Origin of the sequence: Siphonobacter aquaeclarae (genome assembly GCF_900103285.1) — a bacterium.
Classification (GTDB): domain Bacteria; phylum Bacteroidota; class Bacteroidia; order Cytophagales; family Spirosomataceae; genus Siphonobacter; species Siphonobacter aquaeclarae.
Map to the genome: position 1 here is coordinate 38,513 of NZ_FNGS01000005.1, position 22,412 is coordinate 60,924.

17 protein-coding genes are annotated in these 22,412 nt (G+C 55.7%); 11 read left to right on the forward strand and 6 right to left on the reverse strand.

The window, feature by feature from the left end; genetic code table 11:
- Window positions 1-122: 122 nt before the first annotated feature.
- The 3 genes from BLR09_RS13475 (at window position 123) to BLR09_RS13485 (ending at window position 2,820) form a co-directional block, all read left to right on the forward strand.
- The gene (locus tag BLR09_RS13475; protein ID WP_093203026.1) at window positions 123-1,169 is read left to right on the forward strand and encodes a DUF4421 domain-containing protein; all 1,047 of its coding nucleotides are present in this window, start codon (window positions 123-125) and stop codon (window positions 1,167-1,169) included.
- Between the two features lie 63 nt (window positions 1,170-1,232).
- Window positions 1,233-2,348: a lactonase family protein gene (locus BLR09_RS13480; RefSeq protein ID WP_093203029.1), complete on the forward strand. Its 1,116-nt coding sequence runs from the start codon at window positions 1,233-1,235 to the stop codon at window positions 2,346-2,348.
- A gap of 1 nt (window position 2,349) precedes the next feature.
- Window positions 2,350-2,820 carry a GNAT family N-acetyltransferase gene (locus BLR09_RS13485; RefSeq protein WP_093203031.1) on the forward strand — a complete coding sequence of 157 codons (471 nt, stop codon included), beginning with the start codon at window positions 2,350-2,352 and terminating at the stop codon, window positions 2,818-2,820.
- Window positions 2,821-2,892: 72 nt separating this feature from the next.
- Here BLR09_RS13485 and BLR09_RS13490 read toward each other — a convergent pair whose 3' ends face one another.
- Window positions 2,893-3,969: a cellulase family glycosylhydrolase gene (locus tag BLR09_RS13490; protein WP_093203034.1), complete on the reverse strand. Its 1,077-nt coding sequence runs from the start codon at window positions 3,967-3,969 to the stop codon at window positions 2,893-2,895.
- A gap of 26 nt (window positions 3,970-3,995) precedes the next feature.
- Complete coding sequence (locus BLR09_RS13495) at window positions 3,996-5,981, reverse strand: beta-L-arabinofuranosidase domain-containing protein (RefSeq protein WP_093203038.1); 1,986 nt, start codon at window positions 5,979-5,981, stop codon at window positions 3,996-3,998.
- Between the two features lie 271 nt (window positions 5,982-6,252).
- On the opposite strand from BLR09_RS13495, the gene BLR09_RS13500 reads away from it, so the two are divergent.
- From BLR09_RS13500 to BLR09_RS13535, 8 genes are all read left to right on the forward strand, one after another.
- The gene (locus tag BLR09_RS13500; RefSeq protein ID WP_093203042.1) at window positions 6,253-6,903 is read left to right on the forward strand and encodes an RNA polymerase sigma-70 factor; all 651 of its coding nucleotides are present in this window, start codon (window positions 6,253-6,255) and stop codon (window positions 6,901-6,903) included.
- A 30-nt stretch (window positions 6,904-6,933) separates the two neighbouring features.
- A complete protein-coding gene (locus BLR09_RS13505) occupies window positions 6,934-7,920 on the forward strand; it encodes a FecR family protein (protein ID WP_093203045.1) in 987 nt (328 codons plus the stop codon).
- Between the two features lie 21 nt (window positions 7,921-7,941).
- Window positions 7,942-11,442, forward strand: a complete 3,501-nt coding sequence (locus BLR09_RS13510) for a SusC/RagA family TonB-linked outer membrane protein (protein ID WP_093203049.1) — start codon at window positions 7,942-7,944, stop codon at window positions 11,440-11,442.
- A 5-nt stretch (window positions 11,443-11,447) separates the two neighbouring features.
- Window positions 11,448-13,310, forward strand: coding sequence for a RagB/SusD family nutrient uptake outer membrane protein (locus BLR09_RS13515; RefSeq protein ID WP_093203051.1), 1,863 nt, complete (start codon window positions 11,448-11,450; stop codon window positions 13,308-13,310).
- Window positions 13,310-14,011, forward strand: a complete 702-nt coding sequence (locus BLR09_RS13520; RefSeq protein WP_093204214.1) for a DUF3823 domain-containing protein — start codon at window positions 13,310-13,312, stop codon at window positions 14,009-14,011. Before BLR09_RS13515 ends, BLR09_RS13520 begins: the two co-directional genes overlap by 1 nt.
- A gap of 215 nt (window positions 14,012-14,226) precedes the next feature.
- Entirely contained in the window at window positions 14,227-15,195 is a 969-nt protein-coding gene (locus BLR09_RS13525; protein ID WP_093203054.1) for a glycoside hydrolase family 43 protein, read from the forward strand.
- A 489-nt stretch (window positions 15,196-15,684) separates the two neighbouring features.
- On the forward strand, window positions 15,685-18,099 hold the full coding sequence (locus BLR09_RS13530) for a glutaminase family protein (protein ID WP_093203057.1): 2,415 nt from the start codon (window positions 15,685-15,687) through the stop codon (window positions 18,097-18,099).
- Between the two features lie 132 nt (window positions 18,100-18,231).
- Window positions 18,232-19,257 (forward strand): glycoside hydrolase family 43 protein, encoded by a 1,026-nt coding sequence (locus tag BLR09_RS13535; RefSeq protein WP_218126654.1) that lies wholly within the window; start codon window positions 18,232-18,234, stop codon window positions 19,255-19,257.
- Here the strand turns inward: BLR09_RS13535 and BLR09_RS13540 are convergent, their stop codons facing one another.
- The 4 genes from BLR09_RS13540 to BLR09_RS13555 all read right to left on the reverse strand — a co-directional run bounded on the left by BLR09_RS13540 (window position 19,258) and on the right by BLR09_RS13555 (window position 22,065).
- Window positions 19,258-19,542 carry an osmoprotectant transporter permease gene (locus tag BLR09_RS13540; protein WP_093203062.1) on the reverse strand — a complete coding sequence of 95 codons (285 nt, stop codon included), beginning with the start codon at window positions 19,540-19,542 and terminating at the stop codon, window positions 19,258-19,260.
- A gap of 88 nt (window positions 19,543-19,630) precedes the next feature.
- Window positions 19,631-20,122 (reverse strand): DUF2867 domain-containing protein, encoded by a 492-nt coding sequence (locus tag BLR09_RS13545; protein WP_093203065.1) that lies wholly within the window; start codon window positions 20,120-20,122, stop codon window positions 19,631-19,633.
- The gene (locus BLR09_RS13550) at window positions 20,122-20,772 is read right to left on the reverse strand and encodes a YdeI/OmpD-associated family protein (protein WP_093203067.1); all 651 of its coding nucleotides are present in this window, start codon (window positions 20,770-20,772) and stop codon (window positions 20,122-20,124) included. Before BLR09_RS13550 ends, BLR09_RS13545 begins: the two co-directional genes overlap by 1 nt.
- Window positions 20,773-22,065, reverse strand: coding sequence for a DEAD/DEAH box helicase (locus BLR09_RS13555; protein ID WP_317039220.1), 1,293 nt, complete (start codon window positions 22,063-22,065; stop codon window positions 20,773-20,775).
- Between the last annotated feature and the right edge of the window lie 347 nt (window positions 22,066-22,412).

The following is a 22,412-nucleotide window of genomic DNA, read 5'->3' on the forward strand; positions in this document are numbered from 1 at the left end:
TGAATCGCAGATTTTTAGGGTATTCCGGCTAAACCCGGAAAGGAAATCAGATCGGATGGTCTGATTTTTTCGTTGGAAGAAGCAGGGTGTTATCGCCGTTTGCCCCTGCTATCTTTGCCACGATGCCGAATCGATTTGTTTTGTTGTTTTTGTCGCTGATCACCGGTGCTTCCTACGGGCAGATTACCGCTGCCGAATCCGAGCCGGAAGAATCGGAAGAACTCCCGAAAGGTCGCAAATGGGTGGATACTTCTTTTGTTTCGACCTATCCTTCGAAGCTGACGGGCCGTGTCTATATGTCTCAGAAATACAGCCGTCTTCACCTGATCACGACCAAACCGCGTCTGCCGTACCTGCCGAATACCTCCCTCAACCTGGGAGTAGGGGTGACCTACCGCTCGGTATCCCTGAACCTTGCTTACGGCTTTCCGTTCCTGAATCCGCACAACGGCAAGGGCGATACGCGGTACCTCGACCTGCAATCCCACCTATACGGACGGAACTGGGTAACAGACGTTTACGGCCAGTTCTATAAAGGATATTACCTGAAGGAAAAAGGGATGGCCTCGGCTGATAAAGATGCCTATTACCAGCGCCCCGACCTGTATCTGCGGATGGTAGGTACGTCGGTATACCACTTGTTCAACGGGCATCGCTTTTCCTACCGTGCCGCTTTTGTACAGAATGAATGGCAGAAGCGAAGTTCCGGCAGCTGGCTTGCCGGAGCGGAATTATATGCCGGCACCTTCGGCGGAGACAGTACAGTCGTTCCCGGCGCCTATTCCCCCGAAAATCCGGTACGAAAAGTACAGTTCTATAAGTTCGGTCCGGGAGGCGGCTATGCATACTCGTGGGTACTGAACCGGCATTTTTTTGCGACGTTTTCGCTTACCGGAAACCTGAACCTGACATTCAGCCGGGAATTTTCGGACAACGGGCGTGATACCCGCTTCCACGTCCGGCCCAACCTCAATTACCGTGCGGTGATCGGGTACAATAGTCCGCTGTGGAATGTCAGTCTATCGATGGTGAATTCCGACGTTGCCCTCAGCGGCGATTCCCGCAATGAATACCTCATCCGGACGGGCAATTACCGGCTGACGTTTGCCCGGCGATTTCCGCCGGGGCGCCATTTGCGGCGACTGGCAGCCCGGAAACCGCTTTCCTGACGCGCTTTCAAACCTCGCCCGCCGGCGTTACCTTTGAAACCGTGATCCTCTAAACCCTTTTCGATGAAATCAATCGTCCTCGGATTGCTCGCTGTCTGCGGGCTGGCGCTCACTTCGGTCGCCCAATCCAAAGAGTATTACCTGCTGGTCGGAACCTACACCGCCGCGACGAGCCAGGGTATCTACCTCTACAAATTCAATACGGCGACAGGCGATTTCGCTCCTGTAAGTATTGCGACCGGCCTCAAGAACCCGTCGTTTCAGGCCATTTCCCCAAATAAAAAGTTTGTCTACTCGGTTGGTGAAGTCGCAGGCGGCGGCGCTGTATATGCCCTCGCGTTCGACAGGAAATCCGGAAGCCTGAAATTGCTCAACTCGCAGTCGGCGGGCGGAAACGGCCCCTGCCACGTCGCCGTCGACAAAACCGGCAAATGGGTCATTGTCGGAAACTACGGCGCCGGCAGCCTGACGATCCTGCCCGTTCAGGCCGACGGTTCACTGGGAGCGCCCCTCGAAACCATCCAGCATACCGGAAAAGGCCCGAATGCGAAGCGCCAGGAAAAGGCCCACGTGCATTCCATCAACTTCGCGCCGAATAATAAGGACATTTATGTTCCGGACCTGGGTATCGACGAAGTCACGCATTACCAACTGAATACCCAAACCGGAAAGCTCACCGAACAGGCTCCGGCAAAGGTGGCGCCCGGCGCCGGGCCGCGGCACTTTACCTTCCACCCGAACGGAAAGTTTGCCTATGTCATCAATGAACTGAACGGTACTGTAACCGGATTCCGGTATGGTGCCAACGGCACGCTGACGGAGTTTCAGTCCATCAGTACCCTGCCTGAATCATATAAAGGCGAGAGTATCTGCGCCGACATCCATATCTCACCCGATGGCAAATTCCTCTATGGCTCCAACCGCGGGCACGACAGCATCGCGATTTATGCCATCGATGCAAAGACCGGCAAGCTGACGCTCGTTGATATTACTCCCTCCGGCGGGAAGCACCCCCGGAATTTCATGATCGATCCTACCGGAGCGTTTGTCCTCGTCGCCAACCGCGATACTGACAACGTGGTGATTTTCCGCCGCGACGCCCAAACCGGTAAAATTACCCCCACCGGCAGGCATATCGAGGTTTCCATGCCCGTTTGCCTGACGACCATTCCTTTCTGATATGCGTTTGATTGAACCCGCTGACAATGCCGCCCTCGCGGCCATTATCCGTAACTCCATTGAAGAATTCGGCGTCCCGATTGAGGGAACGGCTCATACTGATCCGACGACCGACAACCTCTACCAGCTCTTCCGGACCCCCGGATCCATTTATTGGGTAGAGGAGCAGGAGGGAATACTGCTCGGTGGCTGTGGCATCTTCCCAACGCAGGGCCTGCCGGAAGGATATGCGGAACTGGTACGTTTTTTCCTGACTGCTGCTGCCCGCGGCAAAGGTCTGGGAAAAGCCCTCATGCAACGCAGCCTTGAATCCGCCCGGGAGATGGGATATACCCACCTGTACCTTGAAACCTTCGGCGAGATGTCTGCCGCAGTGGGGATGTATGAGAAAATGGGATTCCGGGTGATCGATGCGCCGCTGGGTAACTCTGGGCATTATAGCTGTACGATCTGGATGGTGCTGGAACTTTAATAGCAAAGGGCAGGGGGCATAGGGCATGGGGAAATACTCCCGCTGCCCTATGCCCCCTGCCCTTTGCTGCTCTTACTTCGTCAGGTCACGGATAACCTTCACTTCCTCAGCCTTATACACTGTGCCATCGGTGCGGAAGATGTCGTGGAACCAGAGCTTAGGCTCGTCGCCGCTCGGAATCGGTTCGTCCCACGCATAGATCGTATTGGTTTTTCCCTGAACGAGCCCCCAGTTGATGGCGCCTACCTTGTACTTCTTGAAAATCGGCAGGCAGGTTTCGAACAGGCTCTTGTGCTTGCGCGCCATGTACTCGGTGCAGATGATGGGCCGGCCGAATTTCTGAAGGTCTTTGATCTGCTTTTCGAGATCGTCCGACGGGCGGTAGTTATGGAACGTAATGATGTCCGAATTGGCAAACATGAATTCGTTCGAGAGCGGGTGATCGGTCCACCAGCCGGCCGTAATCGGCTGGCTCGGGTTGGCGGCGCGGGCCCATTCAAACGTCTTCATCAGCAGGGGCATCACGGCGTCATTGTAGCCGCTGTTGCTGGGCTCGTTAAACAAATCCCAGCCGAGGACGCGGTCGTCTTTCCCGAACGCCGTCAATACGCCTTTTGTATAGGCTTCGAGGCCGCCCCAGGTACGCGAATCGAACAGGCGCTTGGTGCCCGGCGCACGGAGCCAGCCGGAATTGTGGACGCCGGGCTTCGGCTTGGGCTGGGTTCCGGTTTTCGGGTCGTCGTTCCAGCAAGAATCAAAGAGTACGAACAGAATCTTGATTTTGTGTTTTGCCGCGATGGTCAGAAACTGGTCAATGCGTTTTTTAAACCCTTCCGCGTCGTTTTCCCACGGCAGGTTGTGCAGGAAGACGCGCATGGAATTCATACCGATACCCGCAGCCCAGCCGAGCTCACGGTCGATCGTCGTCGGGTCGAAGCTGTCTGCCTGCCACATTTCCAGTTCATTAATAGCAGTACTGGGGATAAAATTGGCGCCGACAAACCACGGTTGTTTGGCGTACCAGGCATTGGCCTTTTCGGCGGACCACCGTCCGGGAAGTACCTTGACCGCTTCACCGGTCGTTTTTTGGGCCGAAGCCTGGAGGAAAAAGAGTCCGGCTGCGGCCAGTGTCAGGAGGATACGTTTCATGCGAAAAAAATATAAGAGGTTGTGTTCTAAGGTACGACGGGAAAGGCTACAACCCGGAGTTTGGTACAGCCATAGGGTATAAGCGTAATCGGTTCGGACGCGGCGTCAACCTCGCCCTGGTACACTTCTTCCCGGGTAGTGACCGGTTGCCGGGCTACGCCTTCGACCAGTTTCCAGGCCGGTATTTTCCTGCCGGTCGCCCGGATTTCAACCGGGGCGTGGTCGGCATTCCAGACGAAAGGATAGGTCATTGTCCGCGTTACTACTTCCAGCGATTCCGCCGGTTTTTCGATGGTCTTTTTCGGAAGACCAAAATTCCAGTCGCTCTGCGGTTGAATTTCATAGTATTCTCCTTCCTGCGGGTGGTTCAGTTTCGTAAACTGCTCGCTGATTTTGAGCGCATAAACGAGCGGACCTCGTTCCACGGTCCGCGAATTCCTCGCCCAGTTGCTGGTCCGGACTTCCATCGGAAAATACAGTTCCAGCTTGTCGCCTGATTTCCAGGTGCGCTGGAGCCGGACGGTCTTTCCGCCTTTTTCGGTCCGGAGTACCTGGCCGTTGAGGGAGACGGTCGCTTCCCTGCACCAATTCGGAATGCGGAATTCCAACGGGAGCGTAACCGTTTTCGACGCCGAGATCGTGAACCGGATGCGGTCTTCAAACGGGTAAGCTGTTTCTTCTTCGATGGTCAGGTCAGTCCCGTCGGCTGCCCGGGTGCGGAGTACATTCGGTCCGTATACGAGCGCGGCGAAGCCCTTGTCGGGTGTGCCATACCACAGGTGCGACGCATACTTTGTCCAGCCCTGGTGCATGTTGGCCGTGCAGCAGGTATACCCGGCGTAGTGACCGTAGACATTGTTCATCCCCCGGTGAAAAGGCAGTGAAAAATCATAAACACCTTTTGATACCTGAACCTGGTTGGCAATACCGAAATACTGCCGGGACATGTAGTCGTCAGTCGTCTGCGCCGGCAGCGCATTGAACGTCATGCGTTCGAGCGCATTCATGTAATCGGTATCGCCGGTGATACCGACCATCTGTTCCAGGGAAAACATGGCTTCAACAATCGCGCAGAGCTCCACACCCTGAGTGGGTTCGTTGCCGTGAAGGTCTTCGTCTCCCGAAAACATACCGTGCGGCAGTCCGTGAAGGGTCATCAGGTCGCGGAAGCCGGTCTTCAGGGCCGCCAGGTCTTTCGCATCGCGGCTTTTCAGGAAGTATACCGCGGGCGTTTTCAGACCCATCGCGACGTTGACGGCATGCCGGTCCATCCATTTTTCGCTGGTCTGGTTGGCCGCGGCCTGCATAACCCAGTTACGCTCGCCAAACATGCGGGTCCACGGCGTGGTCTGCCGGTAGAGTAATTCAGTGAGTTCGAGAAGCTTCGGATCTTTGGTCTGATCGTAAAGCCAGAGCGCGGTGAGCATGTTGTCGCCCCCGCGCGACTGCGCCCATTCCGTCCACTTAGCGAGTGGACATTCTTTGAGATTCTTGAGCTGGTAATGGAAGTAGCGTGTCATCAGGTCGGTGACGCGCTTGTCGTTCGTCGCGGTATAGTATTGCTGAAGCACCTTCAGCATCACCATACGCGGCCACCAGTCTTCTCCGTCCTGGCAGGTTTCCATTTTTCCTTTGGTACGCTCGGCTTTGGTATACGGGCCGAAGAAGCCGTTCGGGCGCTGGGTACTCAGGCTCCAGTCGACATACCGCTTCACCTTGGCCTGGAGCGTGGCGTCATCGAGGAGGTAGGCGAGGGGCAGTGCGCCGTCGAGCCAGTAGGGCGTTTCTTCCCAGGCGTCTCCCTGGCCGCCGAGCCAGCCGTTGTCTTTCCGGACTTTGTCGTAATACTCATCCAGACGCCCGGTAGCGCCTTTCCGCATCGTCTGGAGCTGGTCGTTGAGCCAGCCCCGGGGCTTGACGGCTCCCAGCGGCAGCTCCCGGTATTTGACGGGCGTTTGTGCGGTGGCCATGCCGGCGGCCAGCAATAAAACAGGCAGGAGGTGTTTTTTCATCCGAGGCTAAGCAGGATCGTCCTACAAAACTATTCGATTTTACAAGCTTTCCTCCTGACAAGTATGCTGCGCCCGACCCTGAGTCGGGCTGATTTCTTTTTTGGGTTTTTCGAAGGAATAGTTGGGTTTGGTCCGGCCCGATTCGGCTGTAACTTAAAGAGAGAGGAGTTCCGTGAAAAAAATATCAGAAAAATGAAAAACGGACTCAGGGTCGGAACGGAGATACTTGTCTGTCCACCGCTGTCGCTCAGACGACTGCGCCCCAATTGCTATGCAGAGACCTATTACACGCTTTCGTTCCGGACAGGAGGCCAGGACACTGGAACTGAACCCCGGTGTTACGGCCCCCAGGGACCCCGACGAATACCTTCGCGCGCTCTTTGAAAGCGATCCCCGGCGGGGATGCGAGGAGCTCTTCCGCCGTTTTTACGGAGCGCTGTGCAGCCATGCCGTGCGCTTTGTGTACTCGCGGGAAGTAGCGGAAGACATTGTGTCGGAAGTGTTTTTTCAGTTCTGGAGCGACAAAGTGTACCTCACCGTCACGACGTCCTTCGCGGCCTATCTCTTCCGCGCGGTGCGGAACCGCTCCTATAATTACGTCCGGTGGGAGCTGGCGCGGTCGCGGCAAAGTACCGACGCTTCCCTCGGTCTGGTGGTCGATTACCAGCCGTCGCCGACGGAAATCGTGCAGTTCGACGAGCTTCACCGGAAAATTGAGCAAACGATTGAGCAACTTACCCCGCAATGCAAGCGCGTGTTCCTGATGAGCCGCTTCGAAAACAAGCGCTACCAGGAAATCGCGGATGAACTTAACCTGAACGTCAAGACCGTCGAAACCCATATCAGCAAGGCACTGGCTACGCTGCGGGCGGCCCTCCAAGAGGAGTGGTTCTGGTGCCTGCTGCTCATCGCCAGCCTCTGACGGCCTTCTTCCCGAATAGCTCTCAAGACCATGGTAACGAAAGAAATATTGATGGACTATCACGCAGGAAGGCTCAAGCCCCTGCAGACGCGCCTCGTTGAAGAATGGCTTCAGGAGCCGGGCAACGAAGTCGTCTTTTATGAAACGCTTTTTGAATGGGAAGCAACCCATCTGCAATACCACGCCGACACCGATGCCGCGCTGGAAAAGTACCGCCTGTTTCTCGAAAAAGGGACCGGCCAGGTAGCAGAAGAGGCATTGGCGCGGAGCCCTTCCCGGTTTTTCCGCTGGGGAATGGGACTGGCCGCCGCCGTAACGCTCGTGCTTTCGGCCTGGATTTTCAGGCATAACCTCTTCTACCGTACCTACGAAACGGGCTTCGGTCAGATGAAACGTATAGTCCTACCGGAAGGTAGTGCCGTGACGCTGAATGCGCATTCCCGGTTGCGTTTTCCGCGGTTTGATTTTGGCTCGGGCGACCGCGAAGTACGGCTTGACGGCGAGGCGCAGTTTTCCGTTGTGCATACCGCTGATCACCGCCGCTTTGTCGTCCGGACGGAACGCAACGTCGACGTGGAAGTACTCGGCACCGAATTCGTGGTTTTCAACCGGCAGCGGGCGACGCGGGTAGTACTGGTGAAGGGGAAAGTCAAACTGGCCTATCACCCGGAAACCGACAAGCCCCGCGAAATCATGATGCGGCCGGGCGATCAGTTTACGCTGGATGCAAAAGGGTATACTTCCCTGGAAACCAGGAAGAAACCGGAAGATGCGGCGGCCTGGGCCGACCACAAGTACATCTTCAATGATACCCCGCTCCGGGAAATTGCCGACCTGATCCGGGAAAACTATGGATACGAAGTCCGCATTGCCAGTCGCCGCCTCGGTGAGCGGGTGGTATCCGGCACATTCGAAGCAGCAAGCGGGGACGAGCTGCTTAATGTCCTTCAAGAACTGCTGAATATCCGCGTCGTCCGCCAGGGAAAACACGTCACCTTTTCTGAAAAGAGCAAGTAGTTTTCATCTCCCTTACTACCTATGAAACACACATTACTTCTCTGGGTCTCCGCCGGACTAGCGTTCGGCTATCAGGCGGGCCCTGCCCAAACATTTGCCCGGGCCGAACGGACGGTCCAGCATTCGGAGTATGCTCCGCTGACGCACCGGTCTCTCCGGGAGGTGCTGAAGCAGGTGAAAAGCGAGTACGGCGTACATATTCTGTTTGAGAACCGGACGGTTGATCATCTCTCCGTTCCCGCCGGCAGTATCCGGATGACGGCCCCGGTGGAGGTGGTGCTCGAAAATCTCCTTCGCCCGTTTGGCCTGACATTCAGGAAGATAAAAGACCGTTCTTACATCATTGTCGGAGAGGCGAAGAATCCCCGCACGATCGCCGGTTTGCCCCGCCCGGCATTGGTGACTCTTCCTTCCATCGCATCAGATGCGCCCGCCGGTACTCCATCGGTGACGACCATTCAGCTTAGCCCGAAAGATGTACCCATCCGCGGAACGGTGAAAGACGGTGCGACCGGTGAACCGCTCCCAGGCGCTAACCTGCAGGTGAAGGGAACGACCCGCGGCGCGACGACCGACGGTACCGGGTCCTTCCGCATCGACGTACCCGACCGGGAGGCGGTACTGATTGTGTCTTCCGTCGGGTTTGAAACGCGGGAGATTCTCGTCGGCAGTCAGAGTATCCTGGAAATCAACCTGAAACAGATAGACAAGGCCCTCAATGAAGTAGTGGTGGTGGGGTATGGCGAACAGAAACGGGAGTCCATTACCGGTGCTATTTCCAGTATTTCCAGCAAAGACCTGGACAAGATACACGGTGGCGCGACGGTCAGTTCCGGCCTGGCAGGCAAGATTCCCGGCGTGTCGTTCCGGATGACGGATGGTCGCCCGGGCGCCAGCGCCAACATCCAGATCCGGAATATGGGTAATCCGCTGTATGTCGTCGACGGCATTCAGAAAGACGCCGGGCAGTTCAACAACATTTCACCCAATGATATTGAGAGTATTACGGTGCTGAAGGACGCATCGGCGGCAATTTACGGCGTGCGTGCGGCCAACGGCGTAATCGTTGTCAAGACCAAACGCGGACGTACCGGCAGTCAGAATACCATCAACGTGGACGCCTATACGGGCTTCCAGAACTGGACGCGCTTTCCGCGGACCACGAACGCCTATGAATGGATGCTCGGCAAGGCCGACGCAGAAATGAATCAGTATGGACGGACGGATATTACTCCTGCCGAGCTCGCCAAGTGGAAGCAGGGGACCGAATATGGCTACCGGAGCTTCGACTGGTATGATTTCATCGTCAAGAAAAACTCGCCGCAGTACAACGTCAACCTGAGTGCCACCGGCGGCTCGGACAAAATCAACTACTACATTTCCGCCACGCATTTGTTTCAGAATTCGGTGCTCGGCCGCGAGTTTATCTTCAAGCGGACGAATATCCAGAGTAATGTTGACGCACAGATTACCAATAGTTTGAAGGTCGGCGTGCAGATCAACGGACGCATCGAAACCCGCGACAATCCGGGAGTACCCGGCGTAGACGATTACTGGGCGCCGCGCTTCGCCCTGTTCCGGAACCGGCCTACCGAGCGCCCCTTCGCCAACGACAACCCGAATTACCTCAATGACATCGGCCACAACGATACCAACTGGGGATTGCTCAACAAGAAGAAATCGGGGTACTGGACGGAAGACTGGCGCGTACTTCAGGCCAACTTCACCGGCGAGTATACCTTCCCGGTCAAAGGGCTGACGGCCCGGGGCGTATATTCCTACTACATCGCCGACCGGCTCATGAACGGCCACGAGTATACCTACGACGCCTTCACCTACTACCCGGATACTCAGGAATATAAGCGCACCGGAGGCAGTACCAACCCCTGGCGGGAGCGCGGCACGCGGAAGGTACTCGAAAACGTCCTGCAAGGGCAGCTGAACTACAACAATACCTTCGGCAAGCATGGCATCGGCGCGACATTCGTGGCCGAGCGGATTTCCCGCCGCGAAATCGACGTCTGGGTACACAGCGTTCCGCAAACCAACGAACTGCCGCTGCTGCAGTTTGCCGACATGGATACCTACAACGACACTGACGTGCAAACGGCGCGGGCAGGGTATATCGGGCGGTTTAACTACAACTATGACAACAAGTATTTCCTCGAACTGGCCGGTCGCCGGGACGCTTCCTACAAATTCGCGCCTTCCAAACGCTGGGGTTTCTTTCCCTCTGTATCCGCTGGCTGGCGGATTACGGAAGAGCCGTTTGCGCGTGAAATCCTCGGCGCGGGTACCGTCCTCACCAACCTGAAACTGCGCGGATCATACGGCGCGCTGGGCGATGACGACGTGGGTATCGGGGACTTCGACTATGTTTCGGGGTATAGCTATGGTTCGTCTACCGTTGTGATGGATGGCCAGGTGATTAAAGGCTCGCGGGATCGCGGCGTTCCGATCACGAACATTACCTGGTTTACCTCCAAAATCCTGGATATAGGGGCAGATTTCTCGCTGCTGAATGGAAAGGTGAACGGGTCGGTCGACTACTTCAACCGCAGGCGGTCGGGCCTGCGCGGACGCAAGTACGATGTGCTGGTACCGTCCGAGCTCGGGTACTCCCTTCCCGATGAAAACGTCAACAGCGATTCTCAGATAGGAGGAGAAGGGTCGCTTTCCTACACCGGAAAAGCCCATGACGTGACCTATAGTATTGGCGGAAACCTGTCTTTTTCCAGGCGGAAGTTCCTGTCATCCTACAAACCGCGCTGGAACAATTCCCTGGACCATTACCGGAACTCCGGCGAACAGCGCTGGAACGACGTCTTCTGGGGCTACCACGTAACCGGGCAGTTTCAGTCCCAGCAGCAAATCAACGAGTATGGCGTCAATGTCGACGGTCAGGGAAATAAAACCCTCCTTCCCGGAGACCTCATCTACGAGGACACAAACAAGGACGGTGTAATCGACGACCGGGATGTCCGCCCCATCGGAAACGCCGTCGGCAACAACCCGACGCTCAACTATGGCCTTAATTTCCAGCTGGCCTGGAAAGGGATCGACTTCACAGCCGATTTCTCGGGTGGCGCGGGCTATTCCTACATGCGGAACTGGGAAATGCGCTGGGCCTACCAGAACGGTGGCGCACTGTTGCGGGATTTTTACGACGACCGCTGGCACCGCGAAGATCCCTTCAACCTCAACAGCCCCTGGATTGCAGGAAAATACCCGGCGCTGCGCTTCAACGACGGCGGCCACAGCAACAATAACAAGGACTCTGATTTCTGGCTGACAAACGTGCGGTACCTCCGCCTCCGTACCCTCGAAATCGGCTATTCGCTGCCGAAGGCGCTGCTGGAACGGGTGAAGGTGAAACGCGCACGGATCTACTTCAATACCTATAACCTGTTTTCGATTGACAACCTCCGGAAGGTGGGCATCGACCCGGAAATCTCCGAAGGAAACGGCCTCGCGTATCCGCAGAACAAGTTTGTCAATGTCGGTGTCAACCTGTCGCTCTAACCGAAATGAAAAAGATATTCCTACTGGGTTCTTTCCTGCTGGTATTGGCGGGGTGCAACGATGAAAAGTTCCTCGACAAGGAGCCAACCAATATTCTGAATGACGCACAGGTATGGCAAAGCCCGACGCTCGTACTGACGGTACTGGCTGACCTGTACGACCGGTACCCCGACCTGCAATCCGTTGAGAAATGGGCCGAGTATGCCAATTTCGACGAAGCCTTCGCCTCTGCGGCCAGTGAGTACTGGCGGAGCCGTAATTCCGAGTATCCGTACGACTGGTGGAACTACTGGGATTATGGTCTTCTCCGGGAACTCAACCTCTTCATTCAGAAGTGCGAGGCTTCCAAGCTGACCGAAAAAAGCCTGTTTCTGGCGGAAGCCCGCTACCTCCGGGCATCGGTGTACTTCGAGCTGGTGAAGCGAATGGGAGGGGTACCCCTTATTCTGGAGCCGATGGAGTATAACTTCAGCGGCGACCCGACCTACCTGCAGCATGCCCGGGCGAAAGAGTCCGAGATCTATGATTTCGTGATTGCGGAGATGGAAGCAATCAAGGCGGATTTACCGGCGGCGGCCTCCACCAAATCAAGGGCGACGAAGGGCCTCGCCCTTGCTACGGAGGCCCGGGCGGCACTGTACGCGGCCTCTATCGCAAAGTATGGCGTCAATACACCGGAAGTATCCCTGCCGGGTGGAGAAATTGGTATTCCGGCAGCGCTGGCTGCCGGTTATTACCAGAAAGCGCTGAAAGCGGCGGAAGAGCTGATCGCCGGCGGCCAGTATGCGTTGTACCTGAAGAAACCGACGGATTTGCAGGACAACTTCGCCAGCCTGTTTACCGACAAATCGAATAATCCGGAAGTTATTTTCGTGAAGGATTTCAAGCTGAAAAGTGGGAAAATCCAGGGCTGGACCCTTAACAACCAGCCCCGCAGCAGCGCCGAAGAGCAGCAGGGGGGACGTATCAATCCCTCGCTCAACCTGGTGCAGTCGTTCGAAAAGCTCGACAATACCTTCGAACCTTTCGCTACGAAAGATGCCGGCGGGAACTACCTCTATTTCAACAATCCCCTTGACCTCTTTGCCAACCGCGATGCCCGTCTTGGCGGTACCGTGATTCTCCCCGGCAGCCAGTTTAAAGCCAAAACGCTTGACATCTGGGCCGGGTATATGCTGGCCGATGGCAGTATCATCACCGGCGACAATTTCGGCGCCCGGAAAGTACTTCCCGGAAAAACGACCGATGATCAGGTAGTAGGCTTTGACGGACCGATCGACGGCCTCGAATACAGCGCCCAAACCGGTTTTTATGTCCGGAAATTCATGGACCCGGCAGTAGGTTCGGGTCAGATCGGTACCCAGAGTGATGTCTGGTGGGTGCGGTATCGGTATGCAGAAGTACTGCTGAATGCGGCTGAGGCTGCTTTTGAGCTGGGAGATAAAGCAAAAGCGGCGGGGTATCTCAACCCGGTACGCCGCCGGGCAGGTTTTCAGACGGACCTGGTGGCAGCGGATATCACGTTCGACCGCCTCGTGCATGAGCGGAAGGTAGAGTTGGCCTTTGAAGGCCATCTGTTGTGGGATATGAAACGCTGGCGGCTGGCGCATGTGGTCTGGAATGGCGCGTCGACTCCGCTGACTACGCAGCCGGGAAAAGCCACCGAAACAAGTACCCGCATGTTTGGCCTGTGGCCGTACAAGGTGTATGCGCCCGGCGCGGCGACCAATGGCAGATGGGTATTCCGGCAGATTATCCCGGCCAACGTCACCAATCCGCACCGTTTCCGCCTCGGCAATTACTACTCCCTCATCAGCGAAGAGATCCGGAACAATAACCCCAAAATCGTCAAAAACCCGAACCAATGATGAAACAGACCTATCTATCTGCCTGTTTCCTGGGGCTAGCGGCCCTGGTATCCGGCTGTAAATTCGATAATTACGCGGCTCCGTCGTCCGAATTCCGCGGTCGCATCGTCTACAAGGGAGAGCCGATCGGGGTAGAATACAACAACGTGAATTTCGAGCTATGGGAACCGGGTTGGGGGAAGAGCGGCGCCATCAACGTAGCGGTGAATCAGGACGGCAGCTTTTCGTCTGTTTTATTTGACGGAACCTATAAGCTTGTTATTCCCCCGTATCAGGGACCGTTCAAATCCCTGAAAAATACAGAAACCCAATCGGATACCATTCCACTGGCCATGCGCGGCAGCCGTACCCTCGATCTGGAAGTGCTACCTTATTACATGATCCGTAATGCGAAATTTTCAGGAGGAGAGGGGAAGGTAGGAGCGACGTGCGCCCTGGAAAAGATCATCACCGACGCGTCGGGTAAGGCCATCGAACGGGTATCGTTGTACGTCAGCAAGACGGCTTTTGTCGATACCCGAACGAGTGTCGCCTCGCAAACGATCGAGGGAAAAGATCTGAAGGACCCGTCGGCAGTGCAGTTGCAGGTGACAATACCGGCTCTGACGCCTTCGCAGAATTACGTCTTCGCCCGGATCGGCGTGAAAGTCGCCGGTGTGGAAGACCTGCTCTTATCGCCGATTGAGAAAATAACCTACTGATCCAATCCATGCTGCGCCCGGCGGAGCGGCGACCGGCTGTTCCGCCGTTTTTCTTCTCATTAATCGGATACATGAATTTGCAAGCCCGTCGTCGGAAAAAAGGAAAGCCGGCAGGGGCGCGGCGACGTCGTCCGGGAGCGTACCCGCCAGGTTTGCGTCGAATATAATCGGGATGGAGTAGCTTTGCACGGCACACTTTATCCCTCTTCACTCACATGAAAAAAGTTTTGTTGCTGTTGCTTTGTGGCGGACTGGCCGGTACTTCCCTTGCTCAGAAAAAATCAGGGAACCCTGTTTTCCCCGGTTGGTATGCCGATCCGGAGGGTGTTATCTTCCAAAAGAAATACTGGATTTTTCCGACGTACTCGGCGCCGTATAATCAGCAGATACGGATGGATGCGTTTTCGTCGCCTGACCTGGTCAACTGGACGAAGCACGAACGCATCATTGATACCTCTGCCGTGAAATGGGCGAAACGGGCGATGTGGGCGCCGGCTGTCGTTGAGAAAAAAGGAAAATATTACCTCTTTTTCGGGGCGAATGACATTCAGAATGACAACGAGGCGGGCGGTATCGGCGTGGCGGTAGCGGGTAAACCGGAAGGACCATACAAAGACCTTATCGGCAAGCCTCTGGTTGACAAAATCCGGAACGGCGCGCAGCCCATCGATCAGTATGTTTTTCAGGACAAAGACGGAAAATACTACCTGATTTACGGCGGCTGGCGGCACTGCAACATCGCCCGGCTGAGCGACGACTTCACGACGCTCATCCCGTTTGAGGACGGATCGACATTCAAAGAGATTACTCCTCAGAACTACGTCGAAGGACCGATTATGTTTATCCGGAACGGAAAATATTACTTCATGTGGTCGGAAGGCGGCTGGACGGGGCCGAACTACTCCGTGGCTTATGCCGTGGCGGATTCGCCTTTTGGGCCGTTTGAACGCGTGGGCAAAATTCTCCAGCAGGATGCGAAGGTAGCAACCGGCGCCGGGCACCATTCGGTGATCCAGGTCCCGGGGAAAGATGAATGGTACATCATTTATCACCGCCGCCCGCTTGGCGAAACCGACGCGAACCACCGCGTTACCTGCATCGACCGCATGTATTTCGACGAAAATGGCAAGATCAAGCCCGTTCAGATTACGTTTGAAGGGGTGGAGGCGAGGCCGTTGAAGTGAGGGGCGGGGGGAGTTTAGAGTTTACGGTTTTCAGTTTTCTGTTTTCAGTTTGCTGTTGCCAAACCCCTTCGCCCGCCGTGCGTAGCTCCACTACGGTAGCATGCGCTACGCACTTTTTAATCAGTAGGCTGCGCCTGCTTGTTTCGTCTCCTGATTCATTAACCTTTGACGGTCGTTATTGAGATAATAGTGCCCGGGAGGGGTGTTTGAAAACCGGCAGGCACAGCCTACCAATTAAAAGGTACGTAGCGGATGCTACGTACGGCGGGCTACCGGGTTCGGTCATAGTACATTCGTTTCTCAGTTGAAGCTACTCAAGGCGGGCAACCTGGTTGGGTAGCAGCCCAACTGAAAACAGTAAACAGAAAACAGAAAACAGAAAACTGAAGACCGAAAACTGTAAACCGAAAACTTCTAAACCCCCAACATTGAGTTAAAACCCCTCTATCCCTACTATATCAGGTAAGTATCGCTTATTCCGAAGAACCTATGAAAAAATGCTTCCTTCTGCTGGCTGCCGTCAGCGGGATGGCTCAGGCCCAGGATTTCCGGGCGCCGTCCTATCCGCTCGTTACTCACGACCCCTACTTCAGTATCTGGTCGGCTTCCAACGAGCTGAACCAATCCACCACCCGTCACTGGACCGGCGCCGAACAGTCGCTGCTGGGCGTGCTTTCGGTCGACGGTACCCGCTACCGCTTCCTCGGACACGAAAGCAAGAGCTACCAGGCTATCCTGCCGACGTCTGACGAGACCGACCACCAGGTTCGCTACACCGAGACCGAACCGGCCGCAGGCTGGAATACTGCTGGCTTCAGCGATGCTTCCTGGAAGTCAGGAAAGGCGCCGTTTACCGACAACGCCTCTGCCGGCGGCACCCTCTGGAAGAGTCACGATCTCTGGACCCGACGGACGTTTGACCTGGCCAGTATACCGACTGAGCCGGTCTTCCTCAAAATCAATCACGACGATAACATCGAGGTATACCTCAACGGGGAGAAGATTTACAGCCACATCGGTTGGTTGCACAAATTCATCTACGTACCCGTCAAATCCGGCCTGAAAGCCGGGAAGAACGTCCTGGCCATCCACATCGCCAATACGGCAGGCGGAGCGGGGCTTGACGCCGGACTATCCATCGAAAAAGCGCCGGCGAAGGACCAGGCGCTCCAGGTGGCGACACAGAAAAGCGTCAGCATTTCTGCTACCCAAACGCGGTATGCGTTTACCTGCGGGAAAGTGGATCTGACGCTGACGTTTGCTTCTCCCTTGATTATGAGCGATTTGAAGTTGCTGTCGCGGCCGGTATCCTACGTTTCGTATGAAGTGGCGGCGAACGACGGCGGCTCGCACAATGTACAGTTCTATTTGGGGGCGTCGACCGACGTGGCCGTGAATACAGCCGCACAGGAGGTATCGGTCACGCCGGAGTCCATCGACGGTCTGACTGTCCTGAAAGCCGGTTCCGTTGCGCAGCCGATTCTGAAAAAGAAGGGAGACGACCTGCGTATTGACTGGGGTTATTTCTACGTCGCCGCGCCGAAAAAGGACAACGCTATGCAGTATACCACCGCCGCACCGGCGTTCAAGCCGGTTCGGTCGATGCTGCAGCAAGGCAAGCACCTGACCCTGAATACGCTGGTGCCGCTGGGCAAGGTAGGTTCCGAGCCGAAAAAGCAGTTCCTGATGCTCGCATACGACGATATCGAGGCGATCGATTACTTCGGCCAGCACCTGAAAGCCTGGTGGAAACTGGATGGTACCACGATTCAGCAGGCACTGACGGCTGCCGCTGCCGACTATGCGTCGGTGCTGGAAAAATGCGCCGCGACCGACCGCCAGGTACGGGAAGACGCCCTCAAGGCCGGCGGCGAAGAGTATGCCCGCCTGTGTGAGCTCGCATACCGTCAGAGCATCGCCGCGCACAAATTGGTCAAAAGTCCGCAGGGAGATATCCTGTTTCTGTCGAAAGAAAACTTCAGCAATGGCTGTATCAATACGGTGGATGTCACCTATCCGTCGGCGCCTCAGTACCTGCTCTACAACCCGGACCTGCTCAAGGGGATGTTGAATGGCATCTTTTATTACAGTGAAAGTGGTAAATGGACGAAACCTTTTGCCGCGCACGACCTTGGTACGTATCCGCTGGCGACGGGCCAGGTATACGGAGAAGATATGCCGGTGGAAGAATCCGGTAACATGCTGATTCTGACCGCCGCCATCGTCAAGGCCGAAGGAAAGCCGGATTACGCCCGTACCCATTGGAAAACCCTGACTACCTGGGCGGAATACCTGTTGAAAGACGGTTTCGACCCGGCTAACCAGTTGTGTACGGACGATTTTGCCGGTCACCTGGCGCGCAATGCGAACCTTTCCGTCAAGGCAATCGTCGGGCTGGGCTGCTATGCGCAAATGGCTGAGCAACTCGGTCAGAAGGACGTAGCCGTTCGTTTCCGCAAGAGTACCGAAGAAATGGTGCAAAAGTGGATGCAACTCGCAGACGACGGCGACCACTACGCCCTTACGTTTGACAGGAAGGGTTCCTGGAGCCAGAAGTACAACCTGGTGTGGGATAAGGTCCTGGGTCTGAAGCTCTTTCCGCAGTCGGTGTATGACAAGGAAATCCGCTATTACCTGACCCGCCAGCAGCCGTTTGGCCTGCCGCTCGACAGCCGGAAGACCTATACCAAGTCAGACTGGATTATCTGGACGGCAACGCTGGCCAGCCAGCCTGCTGATTTCAAGGCGCTTATATTGCCCGTGCTAAAGTATGCAAACGAAACTTCTTCGCGCGTGCCCATGAGCGACTGGTACGAAACCACCAACGGCAAGATGGTCGGTTTCCAGGCGCGCAGCGTCGTGGGCGGGTACTTTATGAAGGTGCTGGATAGTAAGACGAACTGAGTGTGCAGGGGGCAGAGGGCATGGGGCATGGAGCTAAGGGCACAGGGTCGCCTACCCCATGCCCTTTGCTCCATGCCCCCTGCCCTCGAAATAGAAACATACACTTCTAAACCTTGAAATATGCTGTTCCGAATGTTGTCGCTACTGCTATTGAGCAGTGTCAGTTTCGCGCAGACGTTTACCAATCCGCTGCTGCCGTCGGGACCGGATCCCTGGAGTACGTATGTGGATGGCTACTACTATTACATGCATACGACCGGGAATTCCCTCAAGCTCTGGAAAACCCGGTCGCTGACGGAGCTGCCTAAAGCGGAAACCAAAGTCATCTGGACGCCGCCGGCCGGCGGTCCGCATTCCAAAGACATCTGGGCGCCGGAGATTCACCGGATCGACGGAAAATGGTATGTATACTTCACGGCGGGTGACGGCAAATCAGGTGACAACCGTCGCCTGTGGGTCCTCGAAAATGCTTCCGCTGATCCGCTTCAGGGTTCCTGGGAAATGAAAGGGCAGTTGACCGACGCCTCCAATCAGTGGGCAATCGACGGGTCCGTTTTCGAGCACCGCGGAAAATACTACCTGATCTGGTCGGGATGGGAGAAGAAAGTTTCGACCGATGAAACACAAAATATCTACATCGCGCGATTGAAGAATCCGTGGACTGTCGAAACGGAACGTACACTGCTGTCACGACCTGAACTACCCTGGGAACGAAACTGGAGCAATACCGCCGGATGGAAACCCAAAATTCCCGTCCTCGTCAACGAAGGACCACAGTTTCTCGCGCATGGAAAGAAGCTCTTCATCGTCTATTCCGCCAGCGCGTGCTGGACGAACACCTATGCCCTGGGTATGTTATCGGCCAAAGACGACGCGGATCTTTTAAAAGCGTCTTCCTGGACAAAAAGCCAGGAACCCGTTTTTCAGCAATCCGCTGAGAACCAGGTATTCGGTACTGGCCACAACTCCTTTTTCAAATCTCCCGACGGAAAAGAAGACTGGATTTTGTACCACGCCAATTCCGCGTCGGATCAGGGTTGCGGAGGTACCCGCTCACCACGCGCGCAGAAGATTACCTGGAACAAAGACGGGACGCCTTCCTTTGGCAAACCTATTCCTTCGGGCCAGGCGATACCCCTGCCTTCCGGCACACGGTAGTTACTGCCAGTGTGGATTCGTCACGACGAGTAGTAGTACAAATAAGCCATATAACACGCCGGGAACGGCTACAACAAGCAGCAGCAGGTTCGCCAGAACCGGCTGCTGTTTTCGTCTCAGCCAGAGACTGCCGCCGAGCACGATAGCCAATACGCTGAGGATCAGGAGCCAAAGGCCCATGTTGAAGGACGAGACGGACCCGTCGCCGATTCCCACAAAAAAGAAGTAGATGATCACCAGGGCCACGACTGCGTCGATTCCCCAGAGAATACGAAAGAAGATCACGTTGATGGGGGTTTTCCCTCAAAGAAAGCGTATACAAGGGGAAAACGGAGTATCCGATACCGACCGATTCGTAAGCGGCGGCGAGAACTTAATGATTGGCAGCCAGGAGGTTACGTTTCATGCCCCGAAGCATAGCGGGAACGACCATCCGGTGAAACGGTGCGACGGGCAGAAAATAAAGCCGTCCCCAGAAATTATGAAAACGCACGGTGGTCGAAAGCGTGAGAAACCCGGGCTCCGTCAGCAGCGAAACGCGGAAATCGAGGTGCCTGTCGTCTTCGCCGAGAACAAGTTCCTGCTCCGTATGCGCATACACGCGAAACAAGCCCATCTGCTCTCCCGGCGTGCCGGTAAAGGGTTTGCGGTTGCCTTCCGGTACTTTCAGCCCGAGGCGCCGCACCAGCCGGTTTCGCCAGTCAAATAGCCGTTCTACCCAGGCAGGAGCGGAGGAAAAGAAGGCGCGGCCGGCTTCGAAGGGTGTGACCGGCCGGTCTGTCGGAATCCGGAAGGCATCCTGATACTGCCAGGTACTTTTGGCAAGAACGGATGCCGGCGGCAGCGTCGCAGGTTGAACGGACATTACTTTTCCGTCGGATTTTTCTTTCCGGAGAGTAGTTTCTCCAGGGTTTTTCCAATGCGTTCCTGCCGCGTTTTTTCCTGTTTGGCAGTCAGCACCCAGAGTACGTACTCCTTTTTATTGGTATAGGAAAGGCCGTTGAAAAATTCGCGCGCTTCGGTCGTCAGCGCAGCGGCGAGATCGGCAGGCAGGGAAACCTGTTTGTTGGCGACATCGATGTACCCGCCGTACTCGTTCTGGCGGATTGAGTCGTTTCCGACGCCGGAGGCTTTTACTTCGTCTATGGGTTTGATGCGGAGACCGCTCCATACCTTATCTACCGCCGCCGATGCACAGGGCGTCAGGGCATACGCTGCCAGCTCGTCCCATTTCGCCATTTTGAGGTCGGTTTCGATTCCGGAATCCTTCTTCGGGTAGAAAATCCAGAAAAGCGTATCCTTTTTCAGCAGGGGGTGAATGTACGCAAGCGCAGCATTCAGCTCCGTACTGTTTTTCACGAAAAGAAAGATACCCTGAAATCCGTCAGGGGTACCGGTGACCCGAACGTCGGCAGGAAATGCACCGAAGATGTGTTCCGGTGCGTCGGGGGCGTTTTCCACCCATACCGTCGTGCCGGGTTTGACGAGGAGTTTCCGGATCAGCTTGTTTTCCATCTACTTGGTCGGCGAGTTTTTCGGAGGGCCGCTTCGCTTCTTCTTGCCGTGCCACTTGGGCTTTTTCTCGTTGTTGGGACCGGGTTTGTGCGGGGCGCCCTGACCTTTCGGGCGCTGGTTGTGCCGGGATTTGCCGGAAGGCGGAGCCCAGGCAGGAGCGGGGCCAAGACCGATCTCTTCGGTGATCGACTGCTTCGGAAGATCCCGTTCGAGGAGGCGCTCAATCCGCATGACGCGGGGCTGGTCCTGCTCGTTGATAAACGTAATAGCAGTACCCTTGTTGGCTGCCCGTGCGGTACGGCCGATGCGGTGCACGTAGTCTTCCGGATCGCGGGGAACATCGAAGTTCACCACGTGGCTGAGGCTGTCGATATCGATACCGCGGGAAAGGACATCGGTCGCCACCAGAATTGGAAACTGGTGGTTTTTGAAATCCCGGAGGATATTCTCACGCTCGGTCTGCTCCGAGTCGGAGGAGATACCGCGGGCTTGCCAGTGCATTTTCCGCAGGGCACGAACGATCGGGTTTACTTCCGATTTCCGGGACGTAAACAGTACCATGCTCGGTTTTTCCAAATCCTTCATCAGGTGGATGAGCAGCGGAATCTTCTGGTCATCGCGGGAAAGGTAAAACTGCTGGTCAATACCCTCGGCCGGTTTCGAAACCGCGAGGTTGATTTCTTCCGGGTGATGAAGAATTTTCTTCGCCAGCTCCCGGATTTTGGGAGGCATCGTCGCCGAAAACAGCAGCGTTTGCCGTTTGTCGGGTACGTGGTGAAGGATATTCATGATATCGCCGATAAACCCCATGTCCAGCATGCGGTCGGCTTCGTCGAGTACCACAAACCGGATCTGCTCAAAACGGACATACCCCAGCTGGAGGTGAGCGATGAGGCGACCGGGCGTAGCGATGATGATATCGGCTCCCTGGGTCAGCGCCTTGCGTTGCTGTTCCCACTCGGGTCCTTTGTTGCCGCCGTAAATGGCGATGGATGTTGCATCGAGGTAATATCCCAGGCCCTGAACCTGCTCGTCGATCTGCTGAGCCAGTTCCCGCGTCGGGACGAGGATGAGCGTGCTCGTCTGCCCCTTCGGAAATTCGGGAATGCGGTCGAGAATAGGGATGAGGTAGGCCCCGGTTTTCCCGGTACCGGTCTGGGCGCAGGCCAGCAAGTCCGTACCGGAGAGGATTTTGGGGATGGCCATCTGCTGTACCGGAGTGGCCTCGTGAAAATTCATGGATTCGATCGCGTCGAGCGTATCGTCATGAAGGGCGAATTCGTGGAAAAACAAAATTTCGGCTAGTTAGGTCGTGTATAGCGCCGGAAAAGCAGCTTCCGGACTATTCGCTGACCCTTTTTTCCGGCCAGCAGAACCGCTTGATCTGAACAAAGGTAACGGAAAAATCGGAACGTGCCAGCGTCCCGTTAATCGGGGTTTATGTCTCTTTTCCGGGTTCAGCATGGCAAAATTTTATCATCTTTGCCGGATGAATCCCTGTTTCCGGGGTCTTTTAACGGGGTTTCGGAAGATTTTGGCGTGCAGGCTATGATGTAAAACCGGGATTCGTACGTTTCTCCGGAAAGCCTTCCGGCGCCGGTATTGTTTTCGAAGATCAGGATGTCCCTGTTGGGAGTTGC